The sequence below is a fragment of the Martelella mediterranea genome, from assembly GCF_021021415.1.
In the GTDB taxonomy this organism is placed as follows: Bacteria; Pseudomonadota; Alphaproteobacteria; order Rhizobiales; family Rhizobiaceae; genus Martelella; species Martelella mediterranea_C.
In genome coordinates, this window is the sequence record NZ_JAINWJ010000059.1 from 16207 (window position 1) to 38650 (window position 22444).

The window sequence follows — 22444 nt, forward strand, 5'->3', positions numbered from 1 at the left end:
GGAGGCTTTCGCCGCGGCGCGATTGCGGATATTGCGCTTTGCGCGATCTTCCGACAACGCCTCTCCTTCGACGGCCTGACCCCATGCCCAACACAGTCTCGCTCATTCTGAAAAACCCGTCGATCCGCATATCGGCGACGGGCGTTTTCTGTTTCGGCTTCGCGGGCGCCGCCACCGCGCCCTATCTCTCGGTCATCGGCATCCAGGAGCTCGGGATGAGCGATCGGGGCTATGCGCTGGTGATGGCGGCGGGCGCGCTGATTTCGGTGGCGGCAAGCGTTCTGATCGGCAACCTCACCGACCGGCTCGGCAGCTACCGGCTGATGTTGGCGCTCTGCGCCGTTTCGGGTTTCGTCGGCTTTACCAGCGTCTACCTTCTGCCTTCGATTGAAAGCTTCGCGCTGGCGAAGGTCGTGTTCATTCCGCTGTTCACGGCGCTTTATCCGCTGCTGTTCGCCAATGTCCGCACCGAAACGGCAAGTCTGCCCTCGGCTGAGGTGGCATCGGTCAATTCCGGCATCAGGGCGGTCTTGTCGCTCTCCTGGGTGCTGGTGCCGGGCGTGGTCGGCGTCGCGCTTGCCGAAAGCCGGAATATGCTGCCCGCCTTTCTGTTCGCCGGCATGGCGTCGCTCGCCTGTCTCGCGCTGTTCGTTTTCGGCATGGCAAAGCCGGACAAGACGCTGCGGGTGCGGCCGGCGGAGTCTTTTTTCAGGGCGTTTGCGGCGTTCTCGCAGCGCGGGCTGTGGCTGCGCCTGCTGGCGATCGCGCTGATGACCGCCATGCTGCATATGAACGCCGCGGTGCTGCCGCTGATCGTGACCGATCAGGCCGGCGGCGCGGTCGCCGATATCGGCGTGCTGGTCGGCATCGTCGCCGCCCTCGAGATCGTGTTCATCATCGGCTGGGGCTATGCGGAACGCTATGTGCCGCAGGTCGCGATCCTGATCGTCGGCACGGTGATCTATGCGCTCTATTTGTTCCTGCTCGGCAATATCACGGCGGTGTGGCAGGCCTATGCGCTGACGGGGATCGCCGGCCTCGGGGCGGCGGCGATCATCTCGATCCCGGTGACCTATCTGCAGAACCTGATCGCCCACAAGGCCGGGCTCGGCGCCTCGCTGATATCCGTCAACATGTTCGCCAGCGCCGGCATCGCCGCCGCGCAATTCGCGATCGGCACCAGGGTGACCGATTATGCCGGAACCGCTATCTTGTCCGCCGCCGCCGGGTTCGCCGGCGCGCTGCTGGTCTTCTTTCTCGACCGGAGACGTTCATGACCACACTTTTGGAAATCTGTGTCGGCGATATCGGCGGACTTGATACGGCGGTGGAAGCCGGCGCAGACCGGATCGAATTATGCGCGGCGCTCGACCAGGGCGGGCTGACGCCGTCTACCGGGCTGATCGAAATCGCCGCCGCCGCGCCGGTGCCCGTCCATGTGTTGATCCGCCCGCGCGCCGGCGGCTTTGTCTATTCGGCGCGGGAGTTCGAAACCATGCTGCGCGATATCGCCTTTTGCCGGGCGGCGGGCATTGCCGGCGTGGTCATCGGCGCGCTCGACCGCAATCACGACCTCGACGCGGATGGGCTTGCGACCCTCATCGCGGCCGCCGGCGGCATGGATATCACCCTGCACCGCGCCTTCGACCTGACCCGCGATCCCTTCGCGGCGCTTGAGACGGCGATAAGCCTCGGCATTCCGCGCATTCTCACCTCCGGGCAGGAGCAGCGCGCCAGCGAGGGTCGCGAGCTGATTGCCGAACTGGCGAAGGCGGCGGGCGGACGGATCGCGCTGATGCCGGGCGGTGGGCTCACTCCCGAAAACGCCCACCTGTTTCTGGCGATCCCGGGCGTCAGCGAACTGCATGCCTCCTGCACGATGCGCCATCAGGCCGAAGGGTTGAAGCTGCAGGGGTTCGAGAGCGCCGCGCCCGGCCGCACCGATGCCGTGGCAATCCGGGCGATGAAGGCGGCGATGGCCTGAGGCCTTTACATCAGGCGCTGTCAGCCGATGCCGGCTGGATGCGCTCCGCCTATCGCGTCAGCCCGCGCGCATCCACCGGCAATTCGCTGATCTCGCCATCGGCCTCGACCCAGATCGCGTCATGCAGGTTGGTGACCGGGCAGACATGGTTGGGCACGATCCGCAGCTTTTCGCCGATCTCGGGCTTGGCGGCCGAGTGCGTCAGGTCGACCATGCCGTGTTCCTCGCTCAGTCGGTCGATCACCGCATCGGGATAGGCGCGGATCAGGCCGTGGCCCGGCCCGCCCTTGCCGGCGGGATCGCTGGTGAGCGTCTTCGAGCCGGCATCGATGATCGCGCGGTTTTCCTCTGGGCGGCTTACCACGGTGGCGATCACGTCGAAGGCGCAATCGGCGAGGCTTGCATGGCCGGCGCCGATCATCATCCGATCATTGTAGATATAGGTGCCGACCCGGAGCTCATCGATCACGCCAAGCTCATGGACGCTGAAGGCATCCGGCGTTCCGCCGCCCGAGACCATCGGAATGGCAATGCCGGCGTCATCGAAGGCGGCGCGGGCGGCGTTGACGAAGGCGACGGTATTTTCGTTCGCCGGATAGGTCATCAGCCCGGCAAAGGTCAGATGCGGCGTTTCGGTGATCCTGCGGGCAAGCGCCAGCGCATCCTCGACCCGCACCACGCCGGTGCGTTTCGCGCCGCTGTCGAATTCGACCAGCACGCCGATCGGATGGCCAGCGCTCGCGGCCGCCTCGGCGGCTGTGGAAAGGGCTTGCTCACTGTCGATCGCGACCGTCATCTTCACCCGCGCGGCAAGGGCGGCGAGGCGCTTCGCCTTGCCGATCAGCGGATAGGAAATCAGGATATCGTCGATCCCGGCATCGGCCATCACCTCGGCCTCGCCGAGCTTCTGGCAGGTGATGCCGTGCGCGCCGAGCGCCAGCTGGCGTTTCGCCATGGCGATGCTCTTGTGGGTCTTGATATGCGGGCGCAGCCGGATGCCGTGGCTATCGCAATAATCCTGCATGCGCTTCAGATTGGCGTCGACAATGGCGAGATTGACAAGCGGGGCGGGGGTTTCGAGGTCTTCAAACGTCACATCGTTTCCTTTCGGCGCGGTCCTGCGGATCGCCTCAGCGATCTTCCAGCGTCAGTTCGCGCGCCATTTGCAGATTGCCGGCCATCAGCCCGCCATCGACCGGCAGCGTCACGCCGGAGATGAAGCCGGCATCGTCGGAGGCAAGGAAGGTTACCGCCTTTGCGATATCCACGGGTTTGGCGACGCGGCCGAGCGGATACCATCGGGTCAGCCCGTCCAGCACGTCGGGTTTCTGCGCGATCCGCGCGTCCCAGGCCGGTGTCTGCACCGTGCCGGGGCAGATGATGTTGGCGCGGATATTGTGTTCGCCATATTCGGTCGCCATGGTCCGCGTCAGACTTTCAAGCCCGGCCTTGGCGGCGCTGTAGGCCGGCTGGCCGAGCGTGGTGAGCCCGTTGACCGAGCCGATCACCACGATCGCGCCGCGCCTGGCCGCCTTCATGTCGTCGATCACCGCGCGCACGGTGTTGAACGTGCCGGCGAGATTGTCGGCGACATCCTGGCGGAAACTTTCCGGCGTGGTCTTGTCGAGCGTGGGCGCGGTGCCGCCGACAAAGGCGTTGGCGACGACGATATCGACCGGGCCCAGTTCGCCGCTCGCCGCATCGACGGCGGCCTTGAAGGCCTCGTAATCGGTGATGCTGGCCGCAGCAGCGGCGACGGCACGGCCCTCGGCCTTGAGACCCGCGACCGCCTCGTCCACCTTGTCGGCGCGGATATCGCTGATGATGACGGCGGCGCCTTCAGCCAGGAAATCCTTCACCACCGCCGCGCCGACGCCGCCGACGCCGCCGGTGACGAGCGCGACCCGCCCTTCCAGTCGTTTCATCCGGCCTCTCCTCTGGTTCGGGTTGATTTACCGATGCATAGCCGATGGATCGGGATCGGGAAAGCCTTCGTTGGAGAAGCGGACCGCAGCACTGCTACGGCGCTTTGGCGCGTTGCGCGATGCAGTTTTTCTGTGGCAGGTGTGCTGGAGAATGACGGTCCATTTTGCCAAACCCGAAGAAAGGCCTTTCCATGAGCAAGATCGAACACTTCCACGCCGAAGGCGGCGCGTCCAATCCCGCACCGCTCAGCCCGGCCGTCAGGGCCGGCGATTTCGTCTATGTCTCCGGCCAGGTGCCGACCCTTGCCGATGGCTCGGTCGCAGCCCACGACGTCGAGACCCAGACCGCGCAGGTGATGCGCAATATCGAGGAGGCGCTGAAGCTGGCCGGCTGCGAACTCTCCGATATCTGCAAGACCACGGTGTGGCTGCACGATGCCCGCGATTTCGCCCGGTTCAACAAGGCCTATTCGGCGTTTTTCGAACAGGGCAAATTCCCGGCCCGCTCAACCACCGAGGCGCGGCTGATGATCAATATCCTGGTCGAGATCGAGGCGGTGGCCTACAAGCCGGTTTAAATGGGGTCTCTCTGATCGGGGCGGCAAGATAGACGCCTGATACATCACCGAAACCTTGGTTGTCCTTCAAATCTATTCACTGTTCTTATGGCGGAAACGCTGCTAGATCGGAATTTTCGGAGGGTTTGAGGGTCAGATGCGCGGGCAATCGGAAACCACCCAGAACATGACCAGCATCATGGTCGCCGGCGGGATCGTGCTGGCGCTTTCCTTCGGGGTGCGCGCGGTGCTCGGCGGGGTGATCGAGCCGCTGTCCAACGACCTGTTCGGCGGGCGGCTGGAAATCTTTTCTATCTCGCTTGCGATCCAGAACCTGGTCTGGGGGCTTGCCCAGCCGTTTTTCGGCATGCTGGCCGATAAATACGGCGACCGGCGCGCCATGTGGCTCGGTTTTGCCTTCTATGTGATTGGCATGGGCATTTCGATCATCGGCACCACGCCCTTCGCCCAGCATATGGGCGCGGGCGTGCTGGTCGGCATGGGCATTTCCGGCACGGCCTTCGGCACGGTGCTGGCCGTCGTCGGCCGCGCCGCGCCGCCGGAAAAGCGCGGCTTCTATCTCGGCGTGGCCTCCGCCACCGGCTCGGCCGGGCAGGCGATCCTGCCGTTTCTGGTCGCCTTCCTGATCACCCATTTCGACTGGCGCATGACGATGGCGATCCTGACGGCGCTGCTGGTGCCGATGGCGTTCGCGATCCCCTTCCTGAAGGTGAAGCAGGCACCCGGCGCAAGCGCGCCGCCGCCGATCGATCTGCCGCAGACCCTCAGGCAGGCCTTCGGCCATACCAGCTTTCTGATGCTGGGGCTCGGATTCTTCGTCTGCGGTTTTCACCTCGCCTTCATCACCGCCCATCTGCCGACCTATGTGCAGAATTTCTGCGCCGGCACCGGCATGTCGCCCTCGCAATTGCGCGGCCTCGGCCTGCAGGCCCTGGCCTTGGCGGGTTTCGGCAATATCTTCGGAACGCTGCTCGCCTCCAAGCTCGGCAATATCTTCGCCAAGCCCCATGTGCTGGCGGCGATCTACGCGGCGCGAGCCGCCGTCATCCTGGTCTTCATCTGGTTGCCGCTGACGCCCGCCTCGGTGCTGATCTTCGGCATGCTGATGGGCGGGCTCTGGCTTTCCACCGTGCCGCTCACCAGCGGGCTGATCGTGGTGATGTTCGGCCCGCGCGCCATGGGCACGCTGTTCGGTTTCGTGTTTCTGAGCCATCAGCTCGGCGGCTTCACCGGCGTCTGGCTTGGCGGCGCGTGGTTCGACCGCTACGGCAATTACGACATGATCTGGTATGCCGCGATCGTCCTCGGTCTGCTGTCCGCGCTGGTGCATCTGACGGTGCGCGAGCGCCCGGCACCGGCTTTCGCCTGAAGGCGGCCCCGTCTTTAAGACTTCGGAAACCATGTCCGCCTAATCTGGCCCGGCTCCGGCGAGAACGGAGGCGCTTGCTTTATTTCCGCCGGACTCTTTTCGCGGATTCGTCAAGCGTCTATGTTTTGAGGGGCGCGATTCGGCAATCGGCCGGATCTTCATGAACATGAAATGCCTAGGGGCAAAACCGTCTGGAAAAGGCGGCGCTGCTCCGACAATGACGATTCCGGCGGTAGCGCGGATCGTCGGAATGACGGATGGTTAGATGGGCCGGGGCGGCACTCAGGATAACAAGCGGCATGGTCGCGTCGGGCGGCAGGCGTTTCGTCTGCTTCTGGCTGGCACCGCCCTGTCGCTGACGGCTGTCTCAGCCTTTGCCGCCGAAACTGCCCAGCCGATGCTGTCGTCGCGCGAGGTCATGGCGCTTGCGACCTTTGGCGGCGTTCTGGCCGCCACCGTGCTCTCCACCCTCTGGTTCATGCGCCTGCGCGGCCGCACCGAGGCTGACAATCACCGCCTTGCCGCCGAGCTTGAGGCCGAGCGCGAGCGGATTTCCAATCTCAAGGCGCTGAACGCGGAGAAAAACCGCCGCATCATTTTCTGGGAAGGGCCCGATGCCGCGCCGGAATTTCTGGGCGCGCTTCCGGATGAAGCCGGAGCCCCGGAAGACGACAATGCGTTTCTCGCCTTTGCCGACTGGCTGTCGCCGGGCAGCACCAAACAGCTCGATGCCGCTGTCGCCGCATTGCGCAACCGTGCCAAGGCCTTTGAAATGCTGGCGGAGACCAGGGGCGGCTATGTGCTGGAAGTGATCGGCGGCACCACCGGCGGGCGCGCCCATGTGCGCTTCGGCGCGCTGGAATCGCTGCGCGCGGAACTCGCCGAGCTGAAGCTGGAGCACAAGCGCGCCAAAGCCGCGCTGTCGCGGTTCGAGACGTTGTTGAACGGCGTCGACGCACCGGCCTGGCAGCGTGATGGCGAGGGCCGGCTGATCTGGGTGAACAGCGCCTATGTTGCCGCCGTCGAGGCGAAGGACGCCGAGGACGCGCTTGGCGAAAACCGCATGCTGCTTTCCGCCGCCACCCAGGAAAAGCTTGATGGCAAGGTCAGGTCCGGCGCGCCCTTCAAGGGCCGCCAGCCCGTGGTGACCGCGGGCGAACGCGCCTTCTATGATCTCACCGAAGTGCCGACCGGCGATGGTTCGGCAGGCATCGCGATCGACGTCTCCGCCTTGCAGGCGTCCGAGACGGCGCTGGAGCAGACGCTTGAAAGCCATGCCGATACGCTGAACCACCTCAACACCGCGGTCGCGATCTTCGATGCCGACCGGCGGCTGAAATTCTACAATCAGGCCTTCGAGAAACTCTGGAAGCTCGATATGGGCTTCCTCGAAAGCCATCCCGACAATGGCGAACTGTTCGAGCGCCTGCGCGCCGACGGCAAACTGCCGGAGCCGCATCAGTGGCGCGAGTGGAAGGACAAGGCGCTTTCGGTCTATCATTCGGTCGCACCCTATAACGACCTCTGGTATCTGCCGAGCGGCGAGACGCTCTCCGTTTTTGCCTCCGCCCATCCGCGCGGCGGCACCACCTGGGTGTTTGAAAACCACACCGAGCAGGTGGCGCTCAAGACCCGCTACAACACGCTGGTCAAGGTTCAGGGCGAGACCATCGATCATCTCTCCGAGGGGGTCGCGGTGTTCGGACCGGACGGGCGGTTGAAGCTTTCCAACCCGGCCTTTCTCGGCCTGTGGCGGATCGGCGAAAACGAGGCCGAACCCGGCACCCATATCCGCGCGCTGATGCAGATCGGCGAGAAGGACGAGGAAGCGGCCAAGGGCTGGCGGCTGTTTGCCCGGATGATCACCTCCTTCGACGACGAGCGCGTCTCGCGCCAGGGCCGGCTGGAACTTTCCTCCGGCGTGGTGCTCGATTACGCCGTCACCCCGCTGCCCAATGCCCAGACCATGCTGACCTTCGTCAACAAGACGGATTCGGTTAATGTCGAGCGCGCGCTGACCGAAAAGAACGATGCGCTGCGCAAGGCCGAGGAACTCAAAAACGCCTTCCTCGAACACGTCTCCCACGAGCTGCGCACGCCGCTGACCTCGATCATGGGCTTCGCCGAACTGCTGAAATCGTCCGAGATCGGTCCGCTGACGGCGCGCCAGAGCAATTATGTCGATCACATCGCCAATTCCTCCTCGGTGCTGATGACGATCGTCAACGACATGATCGACCTGAAATCGGCCGATGCCGGCATTCTCCAGCTCGAGCGCGACCGGATGTCGCTCGACGACCTGATCGATTCGGTCGCCGACGATATTTCGAGCAGGCTGCAGGAAACCGGGGTGACGCTGGAAATCACCGCGCCGCCGAAGCTCGGCGAGATCACCGCCGATTTCCAGCGGCTGAAACAGGTTCTGCTGAAAATCCTCGGCAACGCCATCCGCTACGCCCCGCGCGGCTCCATCATCGCGCTGTCGTGCTGGCGCGAAAATGGCGATTTCGTCTTCACCGTCACCGATAGCGGCCCCGGCATCAGCGACGACGCGCTGGAAAACGTGTTCTCCCGCTTCGAATCGGGCGGCCGGCAGGCGCAATATGCCGGCGCGGGCCTTGGCCTTGCGATCGTCGAGAGTTTCGTCGGTCTTCACAACGGCAAGGTCTTCATCGATTCCGAAGCCGGCGCCGGGACCACGGTTTCCTGCCGGATCCCCGATGCCGTCGAGGAAAAGGGGTCCGCCGATATCATCGCGGCCGAATGACCAGCGTCTTTCTCCCCGATGAAGCCGCCACAATCGCCTTTGCCGGGCGCCTCGCGCCGTTTCTGAGGGCAGGCGACTGCCTACTGCTCGACGGCGATCTCGGCATGGGCAAGTCGACCTTGGCCCGTGCGCTGATCCGTGCCCGCTTCGGCGATCCCGAACTTGAGGTGCCGAGCCCCACCTTCACACTTGTGCAGGTCTATGACGGCGAACCGTCGATCTGGCATTTCGACCTCTACCGCCTGTCCGACGCCGATGAACTGATCGAACTTGGTATTGATGAGGCGCTGGCGGAGGGAATCAGCCTGATCGAGTGGCCCGATCGGGGTGATGGCGTACTTGCGAAGGATGCGTTGCGGCTGACTTTTGCCGAGGAAGGCGCGGGGCGGCGGGTGCGGCTTTCGGGCGGTCGGGCCGGAGAGCTGGCGGCGGTGCTGCAGGTTGGTTGAGAGGTTCTGAATTTTCTCCATGTCGGTGTGATGCGGAAGCGCCGTTCCCTCATCCGGCCTTCGGCCACCTTCTCCCCAAGGGGAGAAGGGGACGCCGGCGACGTCGTGCCTGGCCGCTTGTTCCCAGGATGGCTGCATGGTTCCCCCTCGCCCCGGAGGGGAGAGGGTGGCGCGTATGCGCCGGGTGAGGGGAGGCGGCGCTTGCCTCCGCGCACCATGCTTCGTAAAACCGGAACAGCGAAGCAGGGAGCGAAGACGTGGCGCAAGGGCGGGCGAGATTGTGGACGATACCGCCGGGCGTTGCGTTTCTGGACAGCCTTGCCGCCCGCCTGCTCGATGGCAGCCTGACGGATCAATTCCGTCATGATCCCCAAGATCCGCTGGCGCTCGCCGATGTGAAAATATTCCTACCCACCCGCCGCGCGGTGCGCGAACTGCGCGCGTCGTTTGCCGACAAGCTCGGCGGCGAGGCGGCGATCCTGCCGGAAATCCGCGCGCTTGGCGAGGTCGATGAGGATGAGGGTTTTTTGGGCGAAAACCTGCCGGAGGCCGGGCAAGCCTTGCCGCCGATCGAGCCGGTGCCGCGCCTGCTGGAGCTTGCCGGGCTGATCCTGCCCTGGCGCAACCGGCTTTCCGATGAGCTTGCCGGCCTGCATGGCGGTTCGCCGCTGGTGGCGCCGGCCAGCCCGGCGGATGCGGTGTGGCTTGCCCGCGACCTTGCCGAACTGATCGACGCGATGGAGACCGAAGGCGTCGACTGGGACCGGCTTTCGGCCCTGGAGCAGGACAATTACGCGGTCTGGTGGCAGTTGACCGCCGAATTCCTCGGCATCGCGGCGATCTACTGGCCGGGCCGGCTCGACGAACTCGGCCGGTCCGCGGCAGTCGCCCATCGCAATGGCCTGCTTGCCGGTGAGGCGGAGCGGCTGCGCGGCCTTTCCTCGCCCGTGATTATCGCGGGCTCCACCGGTTCGGTTCCCTCGGTGGCGGGGCTGATCGCGGCGGCGGCGGAGATGGAAAACGGCGTCATCGTGCTTCCCGGTCTCGACACCGCCATGCCGGAGGCGGATTTTCAGGCGCTGACGGCGCCCGACCTCAACCCGGCCATGCCCGATCCCTCGATCCGCAGCCATCCGCAATATGAAATGGCGCGGCTGATCGAATGTCTCGGCCTGACCAGGGCCGATTTTAAGGCTCTCGAGACGCCGGAGCCCGAACGCGCTGCCCGGCACGCGGTGCTCGCCGCCGCCTTCGCGCCGGCCGAGGCCACCGATCGCTGGGAGGCATGGCGCGAGACAATCTCGCCGGATGATCTCGCGGACGGTTTTGCCGATGTCGCTTTGATAGAGGCGGCCAATGAGCGGCAGGAGGCGGTGGCTGTCGCCATCGCGCTCCGGCTGGCGCTGGAGCATGAAACCGAGGAGGGAAGGCCGGCGCGCGCGGCGCTGATCACGCCCGACCGGGATCTTGCCCGCCGGGTGGCGGCCGAACTTGGGCGGTTTCAGATCGAGGCCGATGATTCGGCCGGCACGCCATTGGCTGCCACCGGGCAGGGCACGCTCTTGACGCTGATGCTGGAGGCGGTTCTGAAGCCCGGCGATCCGGCCACGCTCGCCGCCCTTTTGAAACATCCGCTCGCCCGGTTCGGCCTGTCGGCCCGCGCCATGCGCGGGGCGGCCGCCGCTTTCGAACTGATCGCGCTCAGAGGCGGCACGCGGCTGGTCCCGCTCGGTCATCTGGAGGCGTTTCTGGACGATGCGCTGGAGAAGCAGAAGGATGACCGGCATCCGCCGCGCTGGCGCACGGCACTACCGAAAACCGCCGACGACGATGCCCGTGATCTCGCCCAGCGCATCGATTTCGCGCTTCAGCCCCTGATCGAGACCCATGTGCCGCGCGGGCCGGACAGGGCGCCGATCACCGAAAGCCTGACGCTTGCCGACTGGGCGGCGCGCACCGGTCGGGCGCTGGAGGCGGTGGCGCGCGACGCCGGCGACGATCTGTCGGCGCTGTGGAGCGGGGAGGCCGGCGAACGTCTTGCCGCCATGCTCTCGGAAATCATGGGCTCCTCGACCCCGATCGAGGCCGACGGGCCGCAATGGATCGAGATCGTCGCGGCGCTCTCGGCTTCCGAGGCGGTCAAGCCACGCCAGATGGGCAATCCCCGCGTGTTCATCTTCGGCGCGGTCGAGGCGCGGCTGCAGGACATGGACACGATCGTGCTTGGCGGCATGAATGAGGGCGTGTGGCCGACCCAGCCGAAGAACAATCCGTTCCTGTCGCGCGGCATGAAGGCCGAGATCGGGCTGGAACCGCCGGAAAAACGCGTCGGCCAGCTCGCCCATGATTTGTGGATGGCGGCCGGCGCGCCGCGTCTGGTGATTTCGCGCGCGCTTAGGCAGGGCACCGCGCCGACGGTCGCCAGCCGCTGGCTGCAGCGCTTGCTGGCCTTTGGCGGCCCCGGCCTCGCGGCTGATCTCGCCCGGCGCGGCGCGGTCTATCGCGACTGGGCCGAGCAACTGGATGCGGCCCCGCGCCAGCCGATCCCCGGCCGTCCCGCGCCCTATCCGCCGGCGGAGCGCCAGCCGGAGCGCTATTCCTTCTCCGAGATCGGCCGGCTGCGGCGCGACCCTTATGCGGTCTATGCCCAGAAGGTGCTGAAACTCGATCCGCTCCTGCCGTTCAACGCCGATCCCGGCGTCAAGGAACGCGGCATTCTCTACCATGCGCTGGCCGAGCGTTTCATCAAATCCGGCGCGAGACCGGACAGCGAAGAGGGTCGGGCGGTGATGGACGAGATCATCGCGGAACTGCTGTTTGAAGCCGAACTCGCGCCGCATCTCGCGGTGAGCTGGGTGCCGCGCCTGCGCTCGGTCGCCGACGAATTCCTGGCCTTCGAGACCCGCCGGCGGGCGCTGACGCAAATCGAGCAATCGCTGACGGAGGTTCCGGCCGGTTTCGATATTCCGCTGGCGGGCGTGCGGCTCACCGGCATTGCCGACCGGATCGATATGCTTGCGGGCGGCGGGGCGGAGATCATCGATTACAAGACCGGCTCCTCGCCATCGCTGAAACAGGCCCGCACCCTGCTCGATCCGCAATTGCCGCTGGAGGCGGCAGCCCTTGCGGCGGGCGGTTTCAAGGAGGTTGCGCCGGTGGAAGCGACAAGCCTCAAATATGTGCGGCTGCGCCCCGGCCATCGCTTCATCGGCGAGGCGCTGGAAAAGGCGAAGACAGTCAAGGAGGCCGCGATTACCGCCGAGGAACTGGCAGCCGATGCGCTGCGGGAATTCACCCGTTTCGTCGTGGCGCTGAAATCCGGCGAGCGGCCATTCGCCTCGCGGCTGGTGCCGGCGAGTGCGCGCGATTTTTCCGGCGAATACGACCATCTGGCCCGCGTCGCCGAATGGTCGACCGCCGATGACGGGGAGGGCGGCGATGACGAGTGAGACCGAAACCGCAGTCGCACCCGGACATGACGCCGATGCCGAGACCTGGCTTTCCTGGACCACCGGCCGCCAGCGGCTCGCCTCCGATCCGGCCCGCTCGGTCTGGGTCTCGGCCAATGCCGGCTCGGGCAAGACCCATGTGCTGACCCAGCGCGTCGTCCGGCTGCTGCTTTCCGGCGCGCGGCCCTCGGCGATCCTGTGCCTGACCTATACCAAGGCGGCGGCGTCCGAAATGTCGAACCGGGTGTTCAGGCGGCTCGCGGAATGGGCGGTGTTGCCGGAAGCTGCCCTTGCCGACGAGATCGCCGAAATCGAGGGCGCGCGGCCGGATGCGCTGAAGATCGCAATGGCGCGGCGGCTGTTCGCCCACGCGCTTGAAACGCCGGGCGGGCTGAAGATCCAGACCATCCACGCCTTTTGCGAAAGCCTGCTGCACCGGTTTCCGCTGGAGGCCAATGTCGCCGGCCATTTCTCGGTGCTGGACGACACCGCAGCCGCCACGCTTCTGGCCGACGCCCGCCTCGGCCTGTTGACGGCAACCGCCAGCCGCGACGATCCCGATCTGTCGAAGGCGTTCCAGACCGTGCTGGAGATTGCCGATGACAGCGGGCTTGAAAAACTGCTCGGCGAGATCGTCCGCAACCGCCACGCCATCCGGCCGTTTCTGGAGCGCGCGCGTGATGGGCTCGAAGCTGCATTGCGCGAGGCCTACGGCTTTGAGGCCGCTACATCGCCTGAAACGATCGCCGCCGATGCCTGGCCGCTGCCGGGCCTTGGCGAGGGCGATTATTCGGCGCTGATTGCGATTGCGCGGGCCGATGGCGGCAAAAACGCCGCGAAATTCGCAGATACACTTGCCGCGGCCTCTGCTGCTGCTGATGCGGTCACCCGTTTCGGCCTTCTCGAAGAGGCATTCCTGACCAAGGCCGGCGTGCCGAAGGCGGAGCGCACGCTTGTGTTCAAGAGCCTGCGGGAGAAAGCGCCCGAGATTGCCGAGGCGGTGATGGCCGCCGCCGGGCATGTCTTTGCCATGCGCGATACGCTTGTCCGCTACCGGATCTTCTTAAAGACGCTGGCCGCGTTGACGCTGGCCGACCGGCTGGACCGACGTTACGAGGAGCTGAAACGCCGGCGCGGCAAGCTCGATTTCGAGGATCTGATCGCCCATGCCGCAAGCCTTTTGACACGGCCCGATTCCGGGCAATGGATCCACTACAAGCTCGACCAGGGCATCGATCATATTCTGGTCGACGAGGCGCAGGACACCGCGCCGCTGCAATGGGATGTGGTTAGGGCGCTCAGCGAGGATTTCTTCTCGGGCGCGGGCGCACGGCCCGGAAAGCGCACCATGTTTGCCGTCGGCGACGAGAAACAGTCGATCTATTCCTTCCAGGGCGCGCGGCCGGAGCGGTTTTCCGCCGAGGGCCGGCTCGCCGAGCGGCGGGTGTTGGCGATCGATGCCGGCTTCGCGCGGATCGGCCTGCCGCTGTCGTTCCGCTCGACCGCCTCGGTGCTTTCGGCGGTTGACCTCGTGTTCTCGGTGCCGGAAAACCGCAAGGGGCTTTCGGCGGAAGACGAGGCCACGGTTCATATCTCCAACCGCATCGGCCATCCGGGCCGGGTCGAGGCATGGGATGTGATCGCGCCGGCAGAAGTGATCGAGACCGATGACTGGACCGCGCCCTTCGACGCCACGCCCGACGAGGCCCCGGCGGCGATCCTCGCCCGGCGGATTGCCCATAGGATCGCCGCCATGGTCGGAACCGAGACGCTGGTGGATCACGGCGTCAGCCGCACGGTGAGGGCCGGCGACGTTCTGGTTCTGGTCAGAAAGCGCGATGCCTTCGTCAATGCGCTGACCAGAGCGCTGAAATCGCCCTACGACATTCCCGTTGCAGGCGCCGACCGGTTGCGGCTTGCCGATCATATCGCGGTCAAGGATCTGATCGCGCTTGGCCGTTTTGCCGTATTGCCGGAGGACGATCTTTCGCTGGCCGCGATCTTCAAGAGCCCGCTTCTGTCGCTCTCGGAAGACGATCTCTTTGCCGTGGCCGCCATGCGCAAGCCGGGCGAGCATGTCTGGTCGGCGCTGCGCCGGCTTGCCGGTGCCGGCGATGAAACGCTTTCCGTCGCGGTCGAGAGGCTGGAGCGAGTTATCAACGCCGCGCGGCGGCGCACCGCGTTCGATTTCTATGCCGGCATTCTGGCGCGCGAGGGCGGCAGGCGGGCGTTTCTGGCGCGGCTCGGCAGCGAGGCTGGCGACATTCTCGATGAATTTCTCAACGCCGCCAAGGGGCATGAGGACACCGGCCTGCCGGGTTTGCAGAGCTTCCTTGATGTACTGGAGACCGGCGGGCTGGAGATCAAACGCGAGCAGGATCAGGGCCGCGATGAAGTGCGGATCATGACCACCCATGCCGCCAAAGGGCTGGAAGCGCCGGTGGTGTTTCTGGTCGATGGCGGCGGTAAGCCGTTCGAGCCGCGCAACCTTTCGGGCTTCCGGGTGATGGTGGGCGATGTGCCGGTCTGGCATGGAGCCGCGCGCGATGCCGACAGCCTGGTCGCCGCCGATCTCGCCCGGCGCGAGGCCGAGGCCAAGGAGGAATATCGCCGGCTGCTTTACGTGGGCATGACCCGCGCCGCCGACCGGCTGATCGTGGCCGGCTATCGCGGCCGCACCGAGGTGCCGGATACCTGGCATCGCATGGTCTGGTCGGCGCTGGAAGGCGATCACCGCGTCAACGAGACGGCGATGGCCGGGCCGGGCGGCGAGGAATGGCCGGCGCTGGTCTTCGAGGAAAAGATCCCGCCGCGCCGGTTTGACGAGGAAGGGGCCAAAAAGGAAGCCACCGAAAAACCGCCGCTGCCGGACGCGCTGCTGACGCCGTTTCGCGAGACCGAACGGCCGCAGCCGCCGCTCAGCCCGTCGCGCGCCGGCGTTGAGGTCGAGGACCCCGCGCCGATGACGGCCTCGCCGCTGTTCGAAAAGCCGGAGATCAATCTGGCGCTGGAGCGCGGCCGGCTGGTGCATCGGCTGTTGCAGATATTGCCGGGATTTGAAACCGATGACCGGGACGCCGCCTGCCGGCGCTATCTCGACCGGGCGGCTTTTGCGCTGCCGGACGAAGAACGCGCCGCGATTGCCGCAAGCGTGATGGCGGTGATCGGCGATCCCCGGCTGCAGCCGCTGTTTGCGCCATCGGCGCGTCCGGAAGTCTCGATTGCCGGAACCGTGCGGCTTGCCGGCGGGGCCTATACCGTTTCCGGCCGGCTCGACCGGCTGGCGGTTACGGATAACCGGGTGCTGCTCGCCGATTTCAAGACCAACCGCAACCCGCCGGGCGATGGCGAGACGCCGCCCTTCAGCCATGTGGCGCAGATGGCGGTCTATCGCGAAATCCTGAAGCCGCTCTATCCGCGAAGCGCGATCGACTGCCTGCTGATCTATACGGAGACGGCGGCGGTGCGGGTGCTGGGAGAGGACGAACTTGCCGAAGCCCTTGCGCGACTTGCGACAAAGTGACGGGGCGGCATTGATTTTTTGTGAAACCATGCTCACATGCATCTCAAGATTTTGCGCAAGGGGCCGGGTGTGTTTCCGGCAACGCAAGGAGCTATCAAATGACGACAGTCAAGGTCACTACAGCCAATTTCAAGCAGGAAGTGCTTGAATCTTCAGAACCCGTCGTGGTCGATTTCTGGGCCGAATGGTGCGGCCCGTGCCGGATGATCGGCCCGAGCCTGGAGGAAATCGCCGAGGAAATGAACGGCAAGGTCAAGATCGCCAAGGTCAATGTCGATGACAATCCGGATCTGGCGGTTCAGTACGGGGTCCGTTCGATCCCGATGCTGGCCATGTTCAAGGGCGGCGAACTTGCCGACGTGAAGGTCGGCGCCGCGCCGAAAACCGCGCTTTCGAGCTGGATTTCCGGCGTCGTAGGCTGAAAACAGCCACATTTTGCAGCCATGAAGCCCGCCATTGCGCGGGCTTTTTTTGATCGAGGCGGAACCTGGCGGATTTTGCCGCGTTTTGGCCTTCAGCACTATTATGGCCAAAACGGAGTTTACCTCTTGATGACGACGATGCGTTCTGTTTCGCCCTCTCTTCTCAGCCTGTTTGTTGTTCCCCTGTTTCTGCTGCCGGCAACGGCTTCCGCCTTCGAACCGGAACTCGGCCCGGCAAAGCCATTCTCGTTTGAAACGCTTGCCGAGGATGCAAAGGCCCTTTCCGAAAAGCCGTTCGAGCCCTATCCGGTGCAAACGCCGGAACTGTTCGAGAAGATCGATTATGATGCCCACTGGAAGATCAGGTTCCGCGCCGATCACACCGTGGAGGTCGGCGATGCGCCGGTGCAGTTCTTCCATCAGGGGCGCTATTTCAAGGAACCGGTGACGATCAATCTGGTGGAGGATGGCGAGGCTCGCGAGCTGGTCTACAGCGCCGATTATTTCGACATGCCGGAGGATAGCCCCGCCAAGGCCGTCGAGGATGTCGCGGGCTGGGCCGGGTTCCGGGTGATGCGGCCGGATATGAAGACCGACTGGATTTCGTTTCTCGGGGCCTCCTATTTCCGCACCGATGGTCCCGACAAGCAGTACGGCCTGTCGGCGCGCGCTCTGGCGGTCGATACCGGTCTTTCGACGGCGGAGGAGTTTCCGCGCTTCAAGGCCTTCTATCTGGAAGAAGACGGGGATGCCGATGAGGGCATCGTCATTTACGCGCTGCTGGACAGCAAGAGTGTCGCCGGCGCCTACCGGATCGAGGCGGAAAACACCGATGGCGAGGGCCAGGTGCTTCATATCCAGAGCCGGCTGTTCTTCCGCGATGCGGTGGAGCGTCTCGGGATCGCGCCGCTGACCTCGATGTACTGGTATTCCGAAACCCACCGCAACATGGCCTTCGATTGGCGTCCGGAAGTCCACGACAGCGACGGGCTGGAGATCGTTACCGGTTCGGGCGAGCAGATCTGGCGGCCGCTCAACAATCCAAACCGGGTGGTGACCTCGAGCTTCTATGACGACAATCCGCAGGGCTTCGGCCTGATCCAGCGCGACCGCGATTTCGACCACTACCTCGATGACGGCGTGTTCTACAATCGCCGCGCTTCCGCCTGGATCACGCCGGAGGGCGACTGGGGCAAGGGCATGGTGCAGCTCGTGGAACTGCCGTCGGATGACGAAATCTACGACAATATCGTGGCCTACTGGCTGCCCGAGGACCTGCCCGAAGCCGGCGAGGAACGCGATTTCGCCTATACGCTGACCTGGGCCAAGCGCGGGCCTGAAAACGAAGCGCTGGCCGAGACCGAGGCAAGCCGGATCGGCCGCGGCGGCGTGCCCGGCCAGCCGCGCCCGGACGACCAGATCAAGGTCGTGGTCGAGTTTTCGGGCGATGCGGTCACGGGGCTGACGATGGAAGATGGCGTCGAGCCGCAGGTCTCGGTCGGGCCGGGCGCGGAGCTGCTCGATGCCTTCGCGATGCCGATCGTCGGCACAGATGACTGGCGGCTGACCTACGACCTGAAGTTCGAGGAAGGCGCCGATACCGTCGATGTCCGCGCCTATCTTTCCAAGGACGGCGCGCCGCTGACGGAAACCTGGCTCGGCCAGTTTCATGCGGGCCAGTTCGAATAAGAACCTCCGTGACGGGGCACGGCTAAAAGGCCGATGCCCCGCAAGGGATGACTGAGCGGCAATTTAGTGCTATAGGCACGCGCAAACGGGCGGCGATAGGATTGCGCCCGACGATTTTTCATAGCGTATCAGCGGGTTCGCCCTGCCGCCTGAATGGCCGGCGGCGAACGGCCGTGTTGCCGGAGAGACCATGTCCGTAGCCGAAATCGATCTTGAAGCCCAGCGCGCCCGGCCGCGTCCTGCCGCCGCTCCAGCGCAGGGCAAGACCACGCTGATCGGCCTTTCCAAGCCGGAGCTTGGCGAGGCGCTGGCATCGATCGGGGTCGCCGACAAGCAGATCAAGATGCGCGTCAGCCAGATCTGGAACTGGCTTTATGTACGCGGCGTCTCGGATTTTGCCGAGATGACCAATGTCGCCAAGGACCTGCGGGTGAGGATGGCCGAGGCCTTCGACATCGCCCGCCCGGAAATCGTCACCGAGCAGATTTCGACCGACGGCACCCGCAAATGGCTGATCCGCTTCCCCTCGCACGGCGCAGGCAAGCCGGTCGAGATCGAGACCGTCTATATTCCGGAGGAAGATCGCGGGACGCTGTGCATCTCCAGCCAGGTCGGCTGCACGCTGACCTGTTCCTTCTGTCACACCGGCACCCAGCGGCTGGTGCGCAATCTGCGGCCCGAGGAAATTCTCGGCCAGTTGCTCGTCGCCCGCGACGCGCTCGGCGATTTTCCGAACCGCGATGCGCCCAATGGCGCCTTCATCCCGGAATCTGACCGCAAGGTCACCAATATCGTGATGATGGGGATGGGCGAGCCGCTTTATAACTTCGACGCCGTGAAGAAGGCGCTACTGATCGCCTCTGCCGAGGACGGGCTGTCGCTGTCGAAGCGGCGGATCACGCTGTCGACCTCCGGCGTGGTGCCGGAAATCTACCGCACCGGCGACGAGATCGGCTGCATGCTGGCGATCTCGCTGCATGCCGTGCGCGACGATCTGCGCGACATCTTGGTGCCGATCAACAAGAAGTATCCGCTGGAAGAGCTGATCAAGGCCTGCCGCGAGTATCCGGGGCTGTCCAACGCCAAGCGCATCACCTTCGAATATGTGATGCTGAAGGACGTCAATGACAGCCTTGCCGATGCCCGCGACCTGGTGAAGCTCCTGAAGGGCGTGCCGGCCAAGATCAACCTGATCCCGTTCAACCCGTGGCCGGGTTCCAACTACCAGTGTTCCGACTGGGAGACGATCGAGCGCTTCGCCGATTTCATCAACCAGGCCGGCTACGCCTCCCCGATCCGTACCCCGCGCGGCCGCGACATTCTGGCCGCCTGCGGCCAGCTCAAGTCGGAATCGGAGCGCATGCGCAAGACCGAACGGCTCGCCTATGAGGCGATGATGATCGCCAATCACGGAGACGACTGATCCGACAAGGAGGAATTATGCCCGAGGATTCGCTGGAAGTTGCCGTAGATGCGTCGCTGACGCCCGAAGCATGCTTCAAGAGGTTCACCGAGGGCATGACCGGCTGGTGGCCAAAGGCCTATACATGGTCGGGTGAGGCATTGGTCAAGATCAGCATAACGCCGAAAGTCGGTGGTCCCTGCAGCGAAATCGGTCCCCATGGATTCCGCTCGGATTTCGGCCGGGTGCTGGCCGTGCATCCGGGGAAATCTGTGCGTTTCACGTGGCAGATCAGCATGAAGCGCGAGCCAGTGCCGGATCCGGCCATGGCCAGCAGGGTCGATGTCCGATTCTCGGAGATTGATGCCGACACCACACGCGTGGTGCTGATCCATTCGGCGTTCGCAAACCACGGCGAGGGCTTCGAGGCCTATCGTGACGCCATGGCATCGGAGCAGGGCTGGCCGCTGATCCTGGATTGCTTCAACGCGCCTGCGTGAGCAATATCTTCACCGCGAACAGCGAGAACACGCCTGCGAACAGGTAGTCAATGGCGCGCAGCACCCGTTTGTGGGTCTTCAGCCAGCCGGAGAGCCGGTGGGCGGCGATGACGATGGCGATCGTTGGCAGGATCGCGACGGTGATGAAGGTGAAGCCGAGGAAGAGCAGCTTGCCGGTGACGTTCGGATCACTCGGCGTCACGAATTGCGGCAGGAAGGTCATGAAGAAGATGATGACCTTGGGGTTCAGAAGATTGACCCAGAAGCCGTTCGCCATCGCCGCCTTTAGCGATCCGCGCCTGCGCTCCGGCCTTGCCTCCGCCTCCAGCACGAAATTATTGCCCTTGCGGATCGCCATAACCGCGATCCAGAGCAGATAGGCAGCGCCCCCGCTCTTCAGGATGAAGAAGGCGGTGGGCGAGGCGATGATCAGGGCCGACACGCCGAAAGCGACCAGGATGGTGTGGACGCAGATGCCGAGATTGGTGCCGACGAGCACGGCAAGGCCCGCGGCGCGGCCCTCCCTCAGCGCCTTGCTGATCGACAGCGTCATGTCCGGGCCGGGGGTGAGCGCCAGAAGCAGCGTTGCGGCGGAAAAGGCGAGGAGAACGGGAAGCGACGGGATGAAATCCATGGGACACCTGCACGAGGGCGGACCCTCATTGTGATTGCCGACGAGGTTAACAATCTGTAATGAGGGCGGTGAGGCTTTGCAAGATTCCACACTTCGCGGCAGGGCCGAAACAGGAAAGGGATTGTTCTTGCGCGTTCTCGATGAAGCCTTTTTTCCGGAACTGCCGAATTACTATCGCGGCAAGGTCAGGGAAAACTATGATCTGCCGGACGGTCGGCGGATCATCATCACCACCGACCGCATCAGCGCGTTCGATCGGGTGCTGGCTTCGATACCGCACAAGGGCGCGATCCTGACCCAGATCGCCCGCTTCTGGTTCGAGGAAACCGCCGATATCGCCGCCAACCACGTGGTCGCCTATCCCGATCCGAACGTGGTGGTCGGCAGAAGGCTTGATATCCTGCCGGTGGAAATCATCGTGCGCGGCTATCTCGCCGGCACCACCGACACCTCGATCCTGACCCGCTACAAGCGCGGCGAACGGACGATCTACGGCATCACCTTTCCCGATGGCATGCGCGACAATGAAGCGCTGCCCGCGCCGATCATCACGCCCACCAGCAAGGCCTTCGATGGCGGTCATGACGAGCCGCTGACGGCGGCCGAAATCGTTGAAAAGGGGCTTTTGACGAAGGCCGAGTGGGACGAGGTTTCGTCGACGGCGCTGAAGCTTTTTGCGCGCGGCCAGGAGATCGCGGCGAAGCGGGGGCTGATCCTCGCCGACACCAAATACGAGTTCGGAAAGGATGCCGACGGCAATATTCTGCTTGCCGATGAAATCCATACGCCGGATTCGAGCCGCTACTGGATGGCGGAAAGCTATGAGCGGCGGTTTTCGGCGGGCGAACGGCCGGAAAGCTTCGACAAGGATTTCATCCGCTCCTGGGTCGTGGCGCGCTGCGACCCCTACAAGGATCCGATCCCGGAAATTCCCGTTGATGTCGTGCTTGCGGCGTCCAAGGTCTATGGCCAGGCGTTCGAGATGATCACGGGCGAACAGTTTCTTCCCGATGACAGCGGCGAGAGCGTCAAGGCGCGGATCAGGGCGAACCTCAAGGCCTATTATCCCGACGGGGACTGGGGCTGATGCGCAGACCTCGGCGAACCGGTGCGGAAACGAGAGAGGCGATCCTCGCGACCGCCGAGCGCCTGTTCCGCGCGCGCGGTTTTGCCGCCGTGTCGATCGCCGATATCGCCGCCGAACTCAACATGTCGCCGGCCAATGTGTTCAAGCATTTCAAGAGCAAGCTGACGCTTGGCCGGGCAATTGCCTATCGCCACGGCCGCAGGCTGGCCGAGCGCTGCAGCATCGAGGATTCATCGGGAGCGCCCGACGAGAAGCTGCAGCTTTTCCTTTCGCGGCTCGCGCGCGAGCATGTCAGCGACAAGCTGGAGAATCAGTATCTCTTTGAAATGATCCCGCTGGTGCTGGAAGATCCCGCCAAGGGCGGCAGAATCTATCGTCGGCTCGTCGAGGACAAGCTCTGCGCCCTGATCGCCGAAGCGATGGAGGCCGGCATTTACCGGCCGGGCGATCCAGCGCGCGATGCCGAGGTGATCGTCGACATGCTGGCAAGCGTGCTCCACCCGAAGATGTTGCATTGCGTTGATCCGCCCGCGCTTTCGGACAAGACGGCCCTGATTATCGAGCTGATCGATAGCGGGTTGAAATACCGAGTTGCAAAGTGATGATTTCTGAGATACGTCACTAAGGCAATTCAGGGGCGAGCCGGCCTCATTCCGCTCTTGTGTG

17 protein-coding genes are annotated in these 22444 nt (G+C 64.5%); 14 read left to right on the plus strand and 3 right to left on the minus strand.

All coding sequences use genetic code 11. The features are described 5' to 3' along the window. Positions 1 to 83 precede the first annotated feature (83 nt). Together K7H91_RS23090 and K7H91_RS23095 are read left to right on the plus strand one after the other, a co-directional pair. Entirely contained in the window at positions 84 to 1277 is a 1194-nt protein-coding gene (locus K7H91_RS23090; protein ID WP_230722542.1) for an MFS transporter, read from the plus strand. Then, the gene (locus K7H91_RS23095) at positions 1274 to 1984 is read left to right on the plus strand and encodes a copper homeostasis protein CutC (RefSeq protein WP_230722543.1); all 711 of its coding nucleotides are present in this window, start codon (positions 1274 to 1276) and stop codon (positions 1982 to 1984) included. The genes K7H91_RS23090 and K7H91_RS23095 overlap by 4 nt, the downstream gene beginning before the upstream one ends. Positions 1985 to 2033: 49 nt before the next feature. Here the strand turns inward: K7H91_RS23095 and K7H91_RS25780 are convergent, their stop codons facing one another. Both K7H91_RS25780 and K7H91_RS23105 read right to left on the minus strand, forming a co-directional pair. Next, positions 2034 to 3080 (minus strand): alanine racemase, encoded by a 1047-nt coding sequence (locus K7H91_RS25780; protein WP_230722544.1) that lies wholly within the window; start codon positions 3078 to 3080, stop codon positions 2034 to 2036. Between the two features lie 34 nt (positions 3081 to 3114). Next, a complete protein-coding gene (locus tag K7H91_RS23105) occupies positions 3115 to 3909 on the minus strand; it encodes an SDR family oxidoreductase (protein ID WP_230722545.1) in 795 nt (264 codons plus the stop codon). 191 nt (positions 3910 to 4100) lie between these two features. Between K7H91_RS23105 and K7H91_RS23110 the strand changes: the two genes are divergently transcribed. The 10 genes from K7H91_RS23110 to K7H91_RS23155 all read left to right on the plus strand — a co-directional run bounded on the left by K7H91_RS23110 (position 4101) and on the right by K7H91_RS23155 (position 20057). Continuing rightward, positions 4101 to 4487, plus strand: a complete 387-nt coding sequence (locus K7H91_RS23110) for a RidA family protein (protein WP_230722546.1) — start codon at positions 4101 to 4103, stop codon at positions 4485 to 4487. A 136-nt stretch (positions 4488 to 4623) separates the two neighbouring features. Further along, positions 4624 to 5856 (plus strand): MFS transporter, encoded by a 1233-nt coding sequence (locus K7H91_RS23115; protein ID WP_230722547.1) that lies wholly within the window; start codon positions 4624 to 4626, stop codon positions 5854 to 5856. A gap of 265 nt (positions 5857 to 6121) precedes the next feature. Next, positions 6122 to 8623 carry a PAS domain-containing sensor histidine kinase gene (locus K7H91_RS23120; protein WP_230722548.1) on the plus strand — a complete coding sequence of 834 codons (2502 nt, stop codon included), beginning with the start codon at positions 6122 to 6124 and terminating at the stop codon, positions 8621 to 8623. Further along, positions 8620 to 9072, plus strand: a complete 453-nt coding sequence (gene tsaE, locus K7H91_RS23125) for a tRNA (adenosine(37)-N6)-threonylcarbamoyltransferase complex ATPase subunit type 1 TsaE (RefSeq protein ID WP_230722549.1) — start codon at positions 8620 to 8622, stop codon at positions 9070 to 9072. The genes K7H91_RS23120 and tsaE overlap by 4 nt, the downstream gene beginning before the upstream one ends. Positions 9073 to 9329: 257 nt before the next feature. Continuing rightward, entirely contained in the window at positions 9330 to 12521 is a 3192-nt protein-coding gene (gene addB / locus K7H91_RS23130; RefSeq protein WP_230722550.1) for a double-strand break repair protein AddB, read from the plus strand. Next, entirely contained in the window at positions 12511 to 16044 is a 3534-nt protein-coding gene (gene addA / locus K7H91_RS23135; RefSeq protein WP_230722551.1) for a double-strand break repair helicase AddA, read from the plus strand. The genes addB and addA overlap by 11 nt, the downstream gene beginning before the upstream one ends. A 98-nt stretch (positions 16045 to 16142) precedes the next feature. Further along, the gene (trxA, locus tag K7H91_RS23140; protein WP_018065654.1) at positions 16143 to 16466 is read left to right on the plus strand and encodes a thioredoxin; all 324 of its coding nucleotides are present in this window, start codon (positions 16143 to 16145) and stop codon (positions 16464 to 16466) included. 129 nt (positions 16467 to 16595) lie between these two features. Beyond that, positions 16596 to 18155 (plus strand): glucan biosynthesis protein, encoded by a 1560-nt coding sequence (locus tag K7H91_RS23145; protein WP_230722552.1) that lies wholly within the window; start codon positions 16596 to 16598, stop codon positions 18153 to 18155. Between the two features lie 190 nt (positions 18156 to 18345). Beyond that, on the plus strand, positions 18346 to 19578 hold the full coding sequence (gene rlmN, locus K7H91_RS23150) for a 23S rRNA (adenine(2503)-C(2))-methyltransferase RlmN (RefSeq protein WP_230722553.1): 1233 nt from the start codon (positions 18346 to 18348) through the stop codon (positions 19576 to 19578). 17 nt (positions 19579 to 19595) lie between these two features. Further along, the gene (locus K7H91_RS23155; RefSeq protein ID WP_230722554.1) at positions 19596 to 20057 is read left to right on the plus strand and encodes an SRPBCC family protein; all 462 of its coding nucleotides are present in this window, start codon (positions 19596 to 19598) and stop codon (positions 20055 to 20057) included. Here K7H91_RS23155 and K7H91_RS23160 read toward each other — a convergent pair. After that, entirely contained in the window at positions 20041 to 20691 is a 651-nt protein-coding gene (locus K7H91_RS23160; protein ID WP_230722555.1) for a LysE family translocator, read from the minus strand. The genes K7H91_RS23155 and K7H91_RS23160 overlap by 17 nt on opposite strands. Positions 20692 to 20818: 127 nt before the next feature. Between K7H91_RS23160 and K7H91_RS23165 the strand changes: the two genes are divergently transcribed. Next, entirely contained in the window at positions 20819 to 21778 is a 960-nt protein-coding gene (locus K7H91_RS23165; protein WP_230722556.1) for a phosphoribosylaminoimidazolesuccinocarboxamide synthase, read from the plus strand. After that, positions 21778 to 22380: a TetR/AcrR family transcriptional regulator gene (locus K7H91_RS23170; RefSeq protein ID WP_230722557.1), complete on the plus strand. Its 603-nt coding sequence runs from the start codon at positions 21778 to 21780 to the stop codon at positions 22378 to 22380. The genes K7H91_RS23165 and K7H91_RS23170 overlap by 1 nt, the downstream gene beginning before the upstream one ends. Positions 22381 to 22444: the final 64 nt, after the last annotated feature.

What these genes read in the sequence shown, in the direction of transcription:
- K7H91_RS23090 (WP_230722542.1), top strand. Translation starts at nt 84, where the DNA reads ATGCCCAACACAGTCTCGCTCATTCTGAAAAACCCGTCGATCCGCATA.
- K7H91_RS23095 (WP_230722543.1), top strand. Translation starts at nt 1,274, where the DNA reads ATGACCACACTTTTGGAAATCTGTGTCGGCGATATCGGCGGACTTGAT.
- K7H91_RS23105 (WP_230722545.1), bottom strand. Translation starts at nt 3,909, where the DNA reads ATGAAACGACTGGAAGGGCGGGTCGCGCTCGTCACCGGCGGCGTCGGC.
- K7H91_RS23110 (WP_230722546.1), top strand. Translation starts at nt 4,101, where the DNA reads ATGAGCAAGATCGAACACTTCCACGCCGAAGGCGGCGCGTCCAATCCC.
- K7H91_RS23115 (WP_230722547.1), top strand. Translation starts at nt 4,624, where the DNA reads ATGCGCGGGCAATCGGAAACCACCCAGAACATGACCAGCATCATGGTC.
- K7H91_RS23120 (WP_230722548.1), top strand. Translation starts at nt 6,122, where the DNA reads ATGGGCCGGGGCGGCACTCAGGATAACAAGCGGCATGGTCGCGTCGGG.
- tsaE (WP_230722549.1), top strand. Translation starts at nt 8,620, where the DNA reads ATGACCAGCGTCTTTCTCCCCGATGAAGCCGCCACAATCGCCTTTGCC.
- addA (WP_230722551.1), top strand. Translation starts at nt 12,511, where the DNA reads ATGACGAGTGAGACCGAAACCGCAGTCGCACCCGGACATGACGCCGAT.
- trxA (WP_018065654.1), top strand. Translation starts at nt 16,143, where the DNA reads ATGACGACAGTCAAGGTCACTACAGCCAATTTCAAGCAGGAAGTGCTT.
- K7H91_RS23145 (WP_230722552.1), top strand. Translation starts at nt 16,596, where the DNA reads ATGACGACGATGCGTTCTGTTTCGCCCTCTCTTCTCAGCCTGTTTGTT.
- rlmN (WP_230722553.1), top strand. Translation starts at nt 18,346, where the DNA reads ATGTCCGTAGCCGAAATCGATCTTGAAGCCCAGCGCGCCCGGCCGCGT.
- K7H91_RS23155 (WP_230722554.1), top strand. Translation starts at nt 19,596, where the DNA reads ATGCCCGAGGATTCGCTGGAAGTTGCCGTAGATGCGTCGCTGACGCCC.
- K7H91_RS23160 (WP_230722555.1), bottom strand. Translation starts at nt 20,691, where the DNA reads ATGGATTTCATCCCGTCGCTTCCCGTTCTCCTCGCCTTTTCCGCCGCA.
- K7H91_RS23170 (WP_230722557.1), top strand. Translation starts at nt 21,778, where the DNA reads ATGCGCAGACCTCGGCGAACCGGTGCGGAAACGAGAGAGGCGATCCTC.